Source organism: Psychrilyobacter sp. (genome assembly GCF_037132775.1).
GTDB lineage: Bacteria > Fusobacteriota > Fusobacteriia > Fusobacteriales > Fusobacteriaceae > Psychrilyobacter.
This window is the reverse complement of sequence record NZ_JBAHZY010000019.1, coordinates 1-12,122: the sequence shown is the minus strand read 5'-3', so window position 1 is coordinate 12,122 and position 12,122 is coordinate 1. Positions and strand designations below refer to the sequence as shown.

The following is a 12,122-nucleotide window of genomic DNA, read 5'->3' as shown; positions in this document are numbered from 1 at the left end:
AATCCAAACTGGTATTAGGTGTTCTACTAAGATATTCTCTAATTAGCTCTTTTCGTGCTAATTCATCAGGGGATAAATCTTTTCTTCTTTTTCTCATAAAAAAACCTCCAAATTAATGTGATTGTAGTTTACACTAATTTGGAGGTTTACACAAAATATGAGACAGACCCAGGCTTAGCGACTTATATTGTCAGCATCATCTCAAAAGAGTTCGATGAAAAAGGATATAAAGCAATATGCTCTACAATAGCTGATAATATAGGTTCTCAAAGGACACTTGAGAAGAGTGGCTATGAGTGTTATCACAAAATATATACCGTCTCATTTTAAAAATATATCAGTATTAAAAATCAGACAATCAACTTTTTTAGATCTTTCTAATATTGATTACTGAATAAATTAGCAAACTCTTCGGGTAATCCCTGAGAGTCTGTTTTTATCTTTTGTCAATTACAAATAGATCACCAATAAGATCTCTAACTTCCAGATACTTATTAGGTGTTTTTCCTAGATATTTTTTTAAGACACTTATCATATGAGCCTGGTCAAAGAAACCATGATTTAAAGCTAACTCACTCCAGTTTATATTTTCAGTCATATATATGTCCTCAAGGAGCTTATTTAATCTTACTATAAGCTGATATTTTTTTAGAGTTAGCCCTGTATTTTTCTTAAATTTTCTTTCCAGAGTCCTAACACTGATATTATATTTTTCAGCCAGTTCTGATATTTTTTGATCTCTATCCATTTCTTTGGCTGCACTGTATACTATCCTTGCATCTTCATCTGTATAATATATTTCAAACCTTTTTTTTAGATAATCTTCTAATTTTCGAAAATTCCCCTCTGCTAAATCCTCTGTAATTTCACCTGCAAATCTATCTAAGTCTTGATCTACTTCTTTGAGTGGTTCGATAGTATCTATCTTTCCCTCAGGAGTATCTCCCGTGAGGTAATAGTATCCTTGGATAGATAGTTCTACTCCAATTAGGTGAGTGTTTAATCCATAAAAAACTTCACATATATTAGTGATAGGATGAAGTATTTGATTCCCCCTTTCTCCTATCTTTTTTCCTATAATTTCAAAAACGCACTCATCCTCTAAGTGCATTAGGATATGAGTGCTTACCATGGGGAAAAGTTTTGGTATCTTTTCATCCTTTCCAGTTTTTTTAAATATCCAGTATCTGCTCACAAATCTTTTCAGATTATTATCTTCTACTGTAATCACTTTCATAAGTTCTTTTTTATTTGCTTTCATATTTCTCCTTAATTTACTCTTTATTTTAAGTATACTCTATCCCTTCTATCAAAATCAATTTCAATTGTATTTTTGGTTTTGCTTCTACTTTTACGACAATTAGCGATACAGCCATGGGTTTCCACACAATTATATCGGTTTTTTCTGAAAAAAAGAAGGAAATTCTATTTAGAATCTCCTTCTTTTTTCAATTATTTAATTTATCTATCTATTTTTAGATGATTTTTTCTTCCCATAAAACTGCACTCATAGTTTTAGCAATTTTCATAAGATCCATATCGGGATGGATGGTCCCTTCATAGGCAATGGTAATAATAGACATAGTCATAGAAAATTTTACAATTTCATCCATATCCATATCATTCATATATCCAAATCCTAACCCAGCTACAAAGGAATCCCCTGCACCAGTTACATTTTTAACGATTACATTACAAGCTTTAACTTTTTTACTTTCTATTCCGTCGGTATAGTATACTCCTTCAGAATCTAAACTTATAAATACTTTTTTTACACCTAGGTTTAAGAAATATTCTCCGGCTTTCTTTAGATCTTCATCGGTATCTATAGAAAACCCAGTCAAAATTTCAGCTTCATTCTTATTTGGCTTTATTGTATGGAAATATCCGATTAAATGCTTTATTTTATTAGCCTTTTCAGAAGATACTGGATCTAAAATAAATTTAGTTTTACCAATAAACTTTTTTAAAATGTATTCTAAATTCTCGGGATCATCAGCATCTAAGAATGTGTATTCTGCATCTTCAATTAAATGAGATTTAGAATCAATAAAATCTGTATTCATAGCATTGATACTTTCCATATCAGCCACTGCTGAAACCATTTCTCCAAATTGATCCAATATAGCCAAATAACTCGGTGTTCTTCCTCCCTCTAAAATAAGAGAATCTTCCATATCATACCCTATCAACTCTGAATGATCTAACATAGCACGACTCTTTTCATCGTCTCCTAGGATAGAAATAAACTTAGTATTTAAACCAATTCTAGCCATATTTTCTGCGATATTTCTAGAGACACCACCAAAGGTCATCCTTACTTTTCCAGGATTAGAATCTTTCACTCTATATTTTACTCCAATATTACAAATTCTAAATATGTCTACAACTGATGCTCCAAATACCAAGATATATGGTTTATTTTTTTTATACATAAACTACTCCCTACTTCTTTATTTTAAAAAATACTATCTATTTTATCATATTTTCAAAACAATTTAAAGAAGTATAGTATATTGAAGTCTCGTTTTCTATTCCAAAATTTTAATTTTACTTTCTTTATGATTAACAAATCCTTAAAAAACTGGCTTTATTTCTTCCTCTTCATCATATCTTAAATCTACTAGACTAACTTTATTTTTTCCCTCTTCATTCTCTCCACCCCAAGAAAATGAAGTTTCTTTTGGTATAGAAAGATATACATTTTCTGCAGGATTCAATAACTTAGCATCCTTTAGATAGATTGCACCGCTTATAAAATCTAATATTCTTTGGTACAATTTTTTATCTGATGAAGTTAAATTGATATGTAAAATTTTATCTTCTACAATATAATTTACTATTCTTTTAGAATCTTCAAAACTTTTAGGCTTTATAAAAATAATATCGCTCATATTGTCACTCCCTCTTTAATTAAATATTGGAATAATCTCTTCCAACACCTCGATTTTTTCCTTCTTTTCTATATACATCTCATCGGTGACTATAGATTCTTTATTACTTATTTTTTCACGAAGATATTTTACCTCATCTTCACTTTTTTTGACATAAACTAGATCAGACCCGCTTCCCCTAGGGATGACATCCAATAATTTTTTACTCACCAAGGCCATCTCCGGAGCTAACTCATGATTAAAACCTGCAATAGTCGCATATTTTATTCCTTGATGGATGGCTATATCTATTCCCGCCTGAGTCATCCCATCATTTAGTTGATCAGAATCGCCGTTAACTGCTCCACTTATGGTATTTATTGCCGAGCTAATCCCAAAATATTTTATAGCTATTCTGATTGGCCTTACCCAAACCAATTTTTCAAAATTATATAGGTAAAAAGTCCCCTTGACAGAACGAGTATGATAGTAGGGATAGGTCATAAAATCTAACTCATCCAAGTCTGTATACAGGAGACCATCCACCCCTAAGATCTCAGACAACTCGATGGGTCTCAAAAATTGTAACTGTCCTCCATCTGTTACCCCTGCTTCATTTAGGAGTTTATCAGTTTTTTTTAGATCCTGAATATCGTATCCATGATTATTTTGTTCAAAATTATTGTAAACTACCTCTCGAAAGATAAATCCTCCGGCTACATCATTTGTATTATTATTGATAGGTAAAATTGCCAGTTTAGCCGGTGACATTGACGGGATAGCTTTTAATACAAAATCTTGCTTTGGTGTACAACCTATAAATATTAAGAGAATAAATAATAAAAATAACTTATACTTTTTCATATTACTTCATCAACTTTACTATGCCAGGAATGGTGAAAGCTTCCCCTTTATACTCTAAGATAGCTGCATCTTCACCTAAATAATCCACTACCTTTGCTTCTCCTACTTTATTCTCTTCGAATCCTAAGAATTTACCGTTAAATTCGATTTTTTCCCCCTGTTTATAGACACCTAATTTTGTCCCTATCTCCACGTTACTTTTTCGCCCTGCATTGATATAGAGTTTATTTCCAGATACTTTGGCTACATTTGCCATCCAAGGTGTTTTATCCACAGTCTCTATGATATTATCCATAACGTCTATAGCTGCTGCTCTAAAGGCTTCTTGTTCTAGACCTTCATCATATCCGCCTGTACTGCCTACACCTAGAGTTGTCCCGTATTCAACATCTGAGACACCCTCACCTTGGTCAGATAATACTACTTCCCCAGTTCTTACATTTATCATCTTCATGTCAAATGATATCTCGGCTCTTTGAGTCTTAGTCGTAGAGATGACACCTTTACTCCCAGTGGTATTTACAGAATATTTAGTGATTGCACCTGTAATAACATAGTCTGCATCCTGGAATTTTCTCTCAGATGCTAACTGTCCCTGTCCCAGAGTATTAGAAAAATTTATCTCCTGCATCACTTTGGCTAGATCCTCCCTTTCAAGAACAATAAATCTGTTACTTTTTACCAACTCTGTAGTGATAACATCGGTTAAATTATTTCCCAGTCTTCTACTCCCAAATCTAGTTTGGTTTTTAAATTCAGCTATGACAACTTTTCTTTTAGGAGATACTACCCCTTGTACAGAATCATAATTCCTCATACTTTGAATTTTATTATCTTTTCTTACATTAGATGTGCCATTGTTTGAACAAGCTCCTAGTGTTAATGCTAACAGAGCAATTATTAATAATTTTTTCTTCATTATTTACCTCCTAAGCTCATATTTTTAATTATTATATCCAGTATTTCATCTGAAGTTTTACTAGTTTTAAATCCAGCAGCCTTAATATGACCACCGCCACCAAAAAGACCAGCCAAGGCATTTACATCTACATCATATTTAGATCTAAAACTTCCTTTGATATATCCCTTATCTTCTCTAAGAAAAAGAGATATACTTGCATCTTCGTAGGAAAGGAGGAGTTCTACTAGACCACTTGTATCACCTTTATCAGCTCCTAATTCAGTTAGTTCTGCCTCACTAATATAATAGTACACCAACTTTTGACTATCTACAAATTTAAAGTCAGATAAAACTCTACCTCTTAACTTTAATTTTTCCATAGATTTAGTATTGAAAAAATTCTTTATAATTTCGTCTGGTTTCACTCCATATCCCAATAATTCGGAAGCTGTTTTAAAGACCTTTTCAGTAGTGTTTGAATGTTTAAAATTACCAGTATCATTGACTATACCTATATAGAGTGATTCTGCTATTCCATGGTCTAATTCAATTTTTATTTCTTTAAAAAAATCGAACAAAATCTCAGAAGTAGATGAAATATCTCCAACATAGTTATAATCTCCAAATCTGTCATTGCTGATATGGTGATCAATATTTATAACTTTAGTATTTTCTCCCTTTAATTCTCCTACCCTTCCAATTCTGTCAAAGTTACCACTATCAAGACAGATCATAAGGTCAAACTCATATTTCGAATCATAGTTTTCTAATTCTTCAATGAGGATAGAGTGGGTTAAAAATTTTAAATTTTTAGGGATTTTATCCTCTAAAATAAATCTTAGAGTTTTATCTATATAGATCTCATTCCTCTCTTTGGCTTCTTTTCTCAAAGCTTCATTTAATTTATTTAGAGCTAAAAGTAGAGCTAACCCACTCCCTATGGCATCTCCATCAGGGCTGGTATGTCCCGTAATCAATATTCGATTACTTTTTTTTATAACTTCTAATATTTCATTAAACTTATTATTCATCCTTATTCACCTCAATCATGTCTATTCCTTCCAGTAGGAGTCTATCCACTGTCATTCCATTTCCAGGAACAATATTTTTCGTGAAAGTTCCGTCATATATAGTATCTATTCCACAAGACGGACTTTTTTCCTTTAATAGAGCCAGTTTTATATTATTTTCTAATGCTTTTTCCAGAGCTTTAGTGGCTCCGATTTGAAATTCATCGGTGACATCTACACCTTCAATATTTATCACTTTATCATCCTTTCTTTCAGCTGATGGACGAGGAATACTAAGGCCTCCATCTACTTCGGGACAAATTTCTATGAATTCAAATCTATCTTTTAAGAGTTTGGTTACAATATAATTATAACTAGCTGTGCCTTTATATGAAGTTTTTCTGCCCCTTAGACAACTACTGATTAGGAGAGATATCTTTTTCTCTAGTCTGACACTTCTATCGCTATAATCTATGATAGAACGAATATAAGTTTTATCTCTAACCACATCTAAAAGGGGAATTAATACAAAATTACGCTCCTTATATCTAGGATGTGGTATAATCAGATCCTCATTGTTTAACCTGAGGTTTCCATAGGATATAATATCTATATCTAGGGTTCTAGGCCCCCATTTCAATTTTCGCTCCCTCTTTAGCACCAGTTCTATCCTTTGAAGTTCTCTGAGGAGTTCAAAGGGTAGCAACTGGGTTTTAATCTCAACTGCACAATTTAAAAAATCATCTTGCTCTAGATATCCTACTGGATCCGTTGAATAAAACCTTGAGATGGCAGTAACCACAGTTTTTTTTATTTGAGATATGGCAAAAATACCTCCTAAAAGGTAGTAGTATTTATTCCCTATATTAGATCCCATACTGAGATAAACTCTAGTCCATTTCATAGTTTTTTGCCTCTCTACTTATTCCCACTCCTACATAGTCAAAACTTCCGTTTATAGGAGCACCAGGTTTTCTTATCTCTACATCTACCTTTTTTATACTATATTTTACTAGTAAGGTATGGGCTATCATCTCAGCTAAAGCTTCTATCAGTTTAAATTTTTTATTCTTTATGATATCTTCTACATCATAATATACATCTACATAACTTATACTTTCATTCAGATCATCTCTAAGGCCGGCTCTCTGTAATGATTTATATAAGATTACATCAGCATAAAAGTTTTGCCCCAATATATTTTCCTCGGTCAAAGCACCGTGATATCCATATGCCTTTATATTTTTTACTATTATCTTGTCCATTTTTCTCCTCCAAGAGCTTTTTTTAACTATCCATGATTATAAATATCACGTTGCCTAATCTAATGCTTTAAACCCTTCACCTAATACCTCGTAAACCTCTGATATGATCATAAATGCATTTGGATCCACTCTTTTTATAAGAGACTGAAGTTCTCTAATCTCCTTGTTTTTTAAGACAGTCATAATCATTGATTTACTCTCCTCTGTATAGATTCCCTTTGCTGTTAGTGCAGTTCCACCTTTTTTTATATCATTTATTATTATTTCTCTTATAACTTCATAATGATCACTTATGATATAGACCATCTTAGTATATCCTACACCTTCAAAGATCTTATTGATAACTACATTAGTTGTAAACATTGCAATGATTGCATATAATCCCTTTTCTATTCCAAAAACAGCTATTCCGCTGAGTATAACGATCGTATCATTGATCATCATACCATAACCCACTGGTATCTTGGTAATTTTATTAACCACCTGAGCTATAATATCGGTTCCACCGGTACTGCCACCAAATTTTAAAACCAGCCCTAGACCCACTCCTAGTAAAATACCTCCAAAGAGTGGTGCCAATAAAAAATTACTCCCCTTTGTAAAATCTATTACATTATCGAGTCCTATAATCTTTCTGAATAGATCTATATAAAATGACAACATTATGATACCAAACAATGTTTTAGCACCGTATTCTTTCCCAAGAATTCTAACCCCTATTAAAAATAATGGGATATTGATAAACAACATACTAGTCCCAATAGACATGTCTAATGTGTAATATAGTATGGTTGCTATTCCTGTTACCCCACCACTAACTATCTTTGCAGGAACTATAAATAACCCTATTCCAATTGCAGCTATAATAAGTCCTAAATTAATTACAAAATAATCGATAGCCAATGTTTTTACCCTTCTTTTCATTTCTTTTTTCCCTCCTAAATTATATTTTATATAAACTCTTCATGTCTGACCTTACCTTTATATGCTTTTTCAGGATCATAACCATACTTGATAGCTATTAAATTCATGATGGTAGTTTCTACCATCGTAGCTGCATTTCTTCCAGAACTTATATAGAGTTCTGCATGATCTACAGAATGACCTAAAACTTCTACCTCAACACCTCTAAATGTAGAAGTTTTAGTTAAATATTCATCGTTTTTTAATTCTTTCAGTTCTATGATCGCATCCAATCTTTTTTCCTTTCTTACAGACCCTAGTCCATAGAGAGCCTTGATATCTATGATTCCTATTCCTCGAAGTTCCATAAAATAAGGTATCTTATCGGCTTTTCCCACTACCGTTCCACCGGGGTGTTCATGAAACGTCACCTTATCATCTGTAATCAATCTATGTCCCCTATGAATTAATTCTAGAGCTGTCTCACTCTTACCTATCCCACTTCTTCCTGTGAGCAGTACACCGAATCCAAACATCTCAATAAATACTCCATGCATGGTAATTTTAGGAGCAAACTTTTTTTCTAAAAATTGATTTAAATCTGCTGTTAATTGAGTAGAAGTTTGCTCAGAGACCAACATAATCTTATTTTTTTTTCTAGACAAATCAATAAAACTTTTTTCAATATCCTCTGCACCTGCTATGATCATAGCAGGAAAGTCAAAGTCAAAAAATTTGTTTAAATTTTTAGCTTTAACATCATCATCTAGACTCTTTAAAAAATTTAGTTCCCCTTGGGAAAATAGTTGTAAACTTTTAGATCCATTTTTATAGAAGACTTCGTAAAATCCAGAAAGTGCCAAAGCTGGATTATGAAGTGCTGTTTTAGTTATATAAGTTGTTTCTAAAAACTCCTCTCCCGTCATAACTTTTAAATTAAATTCGTCGACTATTTTTTTTACTGTCAAAACATTTTTATTCATCCCATCACCTTTTTTATTTTTTTTGTTAAAAGCGATCATTTTTGCAGTTTCTTCTAAAAAATATTCAGAAGAATTCATCCCAATTTCTTTCAACCTTTCATTTATAGCTGCAGTTTCGATTATTACAGCTAGATTTCTTCCTTTTCGTACAGGAAGAGTCAACTTAGGTATATTAACTCCTAAGATTTTCTCGAATATCTTATCGATTCCCAATCTATCATAGAATTTTTTCTTGTCCCATTTTTCTAAATTAATATATAGGTTTATTTCCATAGTTCTCCTAGTTGCAATAATTCCATAATTATTGGTGATATCTATATTTTCATTACCAGTTCCTAAGAAAAAATGTGTTTTTACATTACTCTTATCAAATCCATTTTCCCCCAATAGGGTATCGGTTCCAATTTTTTTTATAATTAAATTTTCATCGGTGATATACTTATGTCCCCTTTCAATTAATTCCAAGGTAGTCCCAATTTTTGCATCTTTATAACCACCTATCAAAACTCCTATTCCCAGAATCTCGACTAAAACGTGTTCCTCCAATCGTATTTCAGGTGCTAATTTTCTTTGGAGAAAATATTTTAATTTCCTTATGACAACTGCAGTTTCATTTTGAGTAGTCAAGAGTGGCTTATTATGCTTTATAGCATATTCTATAAAATCAGGATGAATCTCCTTTTCACAGGCTACGATGATGCAAGGAAAATTATAGGAAAAGTATTTTTTCAATCTGTCCTTTCTTACTTCTGAGGAGAGGGACTCTATATACCTCATTTCTTCCGGTCCCAAGATATGTAGCTGCTTGTTGAGTTCATCTCCCTCAATTAAAAAGCCAGTTAATTCTGCTCCTACTCTATGTACTGTAGGAAGTAAAATCTTTCTCTCTAAATCATCCAATCCCCCATAGATTACGGTGAAATCAAAAGCTTTTACTAGTTTTGATAATCTTATAAATTTGTTAATCATAAGTCCCCCTATTGTTTATCGGTGTCATTTGTGACTAATTTTCATCTTTCTTTTGTTTATAGAAATCATCTGGTCTAATCTTTAATTCTATCTTTTTTTCAACTGTTTTTTCATTATTATCTATATTTTGTTTTTTATCTTCTGAAATATTTTTAATTATAAAAAATATTCCAAAAATAACAATCAAAATCAAGATGGTTCTCCAAAATAAAATTTGTTTTTTCCTCATAATTCTACCTCATTTGAATATTTTTTTTGAATTTAGACAACAGATAAAATGAACCACAGATAACTATAACTTTCTTTGTTTTTTTAGCTAGACTAAAAGCTTTTACCAGGTCGTCTTCTACCCTTTGGTTCTTAAAGCTAGACACTAAATCTAACAATTCATTACCTGAGGTTCCCCTATGGAAATCTTCTAACGATGTAAATATTACTTCATTACTAAACTCTGAAATTTCCTCTAATATTCCATGTCTATCTTTATCTTCTAAAATAGAAACCATGACAACTACATCTTCTCTTTTATATTTAGATAAGATGTTTTCTTTTAATCTAAATGCGGCATCTACATTATGAGCTCCATCTAGTATTATGAGGGGATTTTCTTTAGAGTAAATTTCAAATCTTCCTGGCCAGTAAACTTTTGGTACTGCATCCTGTATATTTTTATCCGATACACCTATTTTTTTCAATGTTTCATAGGCTCCTAAAAAATTATTTATTTGATATTTCCCATAAAGAGACAGATTGAATTCCACATTACCTATATAAATTTTAGTTCCAAAATCTTCTGTCAGTTTAAATCTTATATCACTATATTTTTTTATCACATCTACATAGTCTTTGGTTTTTTCCTCAACAGCAGCTATTAATTCTGGCTTAGAGTCAGCAATGACCACAGGGCTATCTTTGATAATTCCACATTTTTCACGGGCTATATCATTCAGATTATCTCCTAAAATATTTACATGATCCATGGATACATTTGTGATTATCGAAATTTCAGGATGACAAACATTGGTTGCATCAAACCTTCCTCCTAAACCGGTCTCTAAAACTACGTATTCACAGCCACAATTTTTGAAATAATCAAACATCATTGCAGTAGTGATTTCAAAGAAGGTGGGATGCAGATCATTGACTTCAATTAAGGTTCTTATTTGTTTGTAGTAAGAACATATTTTCTCATCAGATATTTGTTTCTTATTTACCACAATCCTTTCATTGAATTTTTCAATATGAGGAGAGGTATATTTCCCTACTTTATAACCTGCTTCCAATAAACTGGCTTCTAAAATAGTTGCTGTGGAACCTTTACCATTAGTTCCTGCAATATGTAATATTTTATAGTTATCTTGAGGATTCCCCATTAATTCTAAGATGTTTTTTATATTATCTAGTCCTAATTTTATTCCCATACTAGTAAGAGAATAAAGCTCTTCTAAGGTTTTATCTATATTCATAATTAAACTTCCTTTTTTATTATAAATTATACTCTTTTCATCATTTCTACAATTAAATTTTTAGAGTTTTTAGCTGCTAATTTTACAAATTCACAAAAATCTGTTTTAGCATCATCATTTGCTTTATCTGAGATAGATCTTATTATTACAAATGGAATTTTGAATAGATGACAAACATGGGCTACTGCTGCTCCTTCCATCTCTGTGCATTCACTGTTGAAAGTTTCTCTCAACCATTTGATCTTTTTAGGTTCAGCTACAAATACATCTCCACTTACTATTCTACCTATATAAATATTTTTTTGATCAAATAATTCTAAAGCACTTTTTTCAGCTATTTTAATCAATCTTTTGTCAGATTTAAAGATAGAGGTATCCATTCTAGGGATTTCTCCGTGTTTCATCCCAAAAGCCGTACAATCAAAATCATGCTCTATAAGTTCATTTGAGATAACTATATCTCCTACTTCTATGTTAGGGTTAGTTCCTCCTGCTACTCCTGTAAAAATAAGTTGATCTACTTTAAATCTATCGATTAATAGAGTAGTACTTACAGATGAATTTACCTTTCCTATTCCTCCCTCTACTAGCACAATTTCTTTACCTTCTATAGTCCCCTTGTAGAAGGTAAGATCCAGGATTTTTTCTTCCTCTAAGTTTGAGATCATATTTTTTAATTCTATTATTTCCTCGTGCATAGCACCAATTATTCCTATCATTTTTTATATCCTCCTAAATTATTTATTATATAAAATATGGTGGTCGTGTTTGTCAAACAGTTTATGAAAAAACTTAAGCAATTTTTTGAGTACCAAAATATACCTTAGCAGGTGTTTCATAATCTAAAGAACTATGTCCTCTATCGTTATTATAAAAATTAATATACCT

General features: G+C 31.7%; 13 protein-coding genes. All 13 read right to left on the bottom strand.

All coding sequences use genetic code 11. The features are described 5' to 3' along the window. Positions 1 to 436: 436 nt before the first annotated feature. Entirely contained in the window at positions 437 to 1,261 is an 825-nt protein-coding gene (locus tag V5784_RS01175) for a helix-turn-helix transcriptional regulator (protein WP_336887219.1), read from the bottom strand. A gap of 214 nt (positions 1,262 to 1,475) precedes the next feature. After that, positions 1,476 to 2,435: a carbohydrate kinase family protein gene (locus V5784_RS01170; protein WP_336887218.1), complete on the bottom strand. Its 960-nt coding sequence runs from the start codon at positions 2,433 to 2,435 to the stop codon at positions 1,476 to 1,478. Positions 2,436 to 2,576: 141 nt separating this feature from the next. After that, the gene (gene sepF / locus V5784_RS01165; RefSeq protein ID WP_336887217.1) at positions 2,577 to 2,894 is read right to left on the bottom strand and encodes a cell division protein SepF; all 318 of its coding nucleotides are present in this window, start codon (positions 2,892 to 2,894) and stop codon (positions 2,577 to 2,579) included. A 15-nt stretch (positions 2,895 to 2,909) separates the two neighbouring features. Next, entirely contained in the window at positions 2,910 to 3,737 is an 828-nt protein-coding gene (locus V5784_RS01160; RefSeq protein ID WP_336887216.1) for a hypothetical protein, read from the bottom strand. A gap of 1 nt (position 3,738) precedes the next feature. Beyond that, on the bottom strand, positions 3,739 to 4,656 hold the full coding sequence (locus V5784_RS01155) for a CsgG/HfaB family protein (protein WP_336887215.1): 918 nt from the start codon (positions 4,654 to 4,656) through the stop codon (positions 3,739 to 3,741). After that, a complete protein-coding gene (locus V5784_RS01150; RefSeq protein ID WP_336887214.1) occupies positions 4,656 to 5,669 on the bottom strand; it encodes a bifunctional oligoribonuclease/PAP phosphatase NrnA in 1,014 nt (337 codons plus the stop codon). Before V5784_RS01150 ends, V5784_RS01155 begins: the two co-directional genes overlap by 1 nt. Beyond that, positions 5,662 to 6,552, bottom strand: a complete 891-nt coding sequence (folK, locus tag V5784_RS01145; RefSeq protein ID WP_336887213.1) for a 2-amino-4-hydroxy-6-hydroxymethyldihydropteridine diphosphokinase — start codon at positions 6,550 to 6,552, stop codon at positions 5,662 to 5,664. Before folK ends, V5784_RS01150 begins: the two co-directional genes overlap by 8 nt. After that, positions 6,539 to 6,913 carry a dihydroneopterin aldolase gene (folB, locus tag V5784_RS01140; protein ID WP_336887212.1) on the bottom strand — a complete coding sequence of 125 codons (375 nt, stop codon included), beginning with the start codon at positions 6,911 to 6,913 and terminating at the stop codon, positions 6,539 to 6,541. The genes folK and folB overlap by 14 nt, the downstream gene beginning before the upstream one ends. Positions 6,914 to 6,967: 54 nt before the next feature. Continuing rightward, on the bottom strand, positions 6,968 to 7,837 hold the full coding sequence (locus V5784_RS01135) for a YitT family protein (protein ID WP_336887211.1): 870 nt from the start codon (positions 7,835 to 7,837) through the stop codon (positions 6,968 to 6,970). Positions 7,838 to 7,863: 26 nt separating this feature from the next. Beyond that, positions 7,864 to 9,768 (bottom strand): HPr(Ser) kinase/phosphatase, encoded by a 1,905-nt coding sequence (gene hprK, locus V5784_RS01130; RefSeq protein ID WP_336887210.1) that lies wholly within the window; start codon positions 9,766 to 9,768, stop codon positions 7,864 to 7,866. A 34-nt stretch (positions 9,769 to 9,802) separates the two neighbouring features. After that, positions 9,803 to 9,997, bottom strand: coding sequence for a hypothetical protein (locus V5784_RS01125; RefSeq protein WP_336887209.1), 195 nt, complete (start codon positions 9,995 to 9,997; stop codon positions 9,803 to 9,805). A gap of 4 nt (positions 9,998 to 10,001) precedes the next feature. After that, on the bottom strand, positions 10,002 to 11,234 hold the full coding sequence (locus V5784_RS01120) for a folylpolyglutamate synthase/dihydrofolate synthase family protein (RefSeq protein WP_336887208.1): 1,233 nt from the start codon (positions 11,232 to 11,234) through the stop codon (positions 10,002 to 10,004). 26 nt (positions 11,235 to 11,260) lie between these two features. Then, positions 11,261 to 11,953: a 5'-methylthioadenosine/adenosylhomocysteine nucleosidase gene (locus V5784_RS01115; protein ID WP_336887207.1), complete on the bottom strand. Its 693-nt coding sequence runs from the start codon at positions 11,951 to 11,953 to the stop codon at positions 11,261 to 11,263. Positions 11,954 to 12,122 lie beyond the last annotated feature (169 nt).

What these genes read in the sequence shown, in the direction of transcription:
- V5784_RS01175 (WP_336887219.1), bottom strand. Translation starts at nt 1,261, where the DNA reads ATGAAAGCAAATAAAAAAGAACTTATGAAAGTGATTACAGTAGAAGAT.
- V5784_RS01170 (WP_336887218.1), bottom strand. Translation starts at nt 2,435, where the DNA reads ATGTATAAAAAAAATAAACCATATATCTTGGTATTTGGAGCATCAGTT.
- sepF (WP_336887217.1), bottom strand. Translation starts at nt 2,894, where the DNA reads ATGAGCGATATTATTTTTATAAAGCCTAAAAGTTTTGAAGATTCTAAA.
- V5784_RS01160 (WP_336887216.1), bottom strand. Translation starts at nt 3,737, where the DNA reads ATGAAAAAGTATAAGTTATTTTTATTATTTATTCTCTTAATATTTATA.
- V5784_RS01155 (WP_336887215.1), bottom strand. Translation starts at nt 4,656, where the DNA reads ATGAAGAAAAAATTATTAATAATTGCTCTGTTAGCATTAACACTAGGA.
- V5784_RS01150 (WP_336887214.1), bottom strand. Translation starts at nt 5,669, where the DNA reads ATGAATAATAAGTTTAATGAAATATTAGAAGTTATAAAAAAAAGTAAT.
- folK (WP_336887213.1), bottom strand. Translation starts at nt 6,552, where the DNA reads ATGAAATGGACTAGAGTTTATCTCAGTATGGGATCTAATATAGGGAAT.
- folB (WP_336887212.1), bottom strand. Translation starts at nt 6,913, where the DNA reads ATGGACAAGATAATAGTAAAAAATATAAAGGCATATGGATATCACGGT.
- V5784_RS01135 (WP_336887211.1), bottom strand. Translation starts at nt 7,837, where the DNA reads ATGAAAAGAAGGGTAAAAACATTGGCTATCGATTATTTTGTAATTAAT.
- hprK (WP_336887210.1), bottom strand. Translation starts at nt 9,768, where the DNA reads ATGATTAACAAATTTATAAGATTATCAAAACTAGTAAAAGCTTTTGAT.
- V5784_RS01125 (WP_336887209.1), bottom strand. Translation starts at nt 9,997, where the DNA reads ATGAGGAAAAAACAAATTTTATTTTGGAGAACCATCTTGATTTTGATT.
- V5784_RS01120 (WP_336887208.1), bottom strand. Translation starts at nt 11,234, where the DNA reads ATGAATATAGATAAAACCTTAGAAGAGCTTTATTCTCTTACTAGTATG.
- V5784_RS01115 (WP_336887207.1), bottom strand. Translation starts at nt 11,953, where the DNA reads ATGATAGGAATAATTGGTGCTATGCACGAGGAAATAATAGAATTAAAA.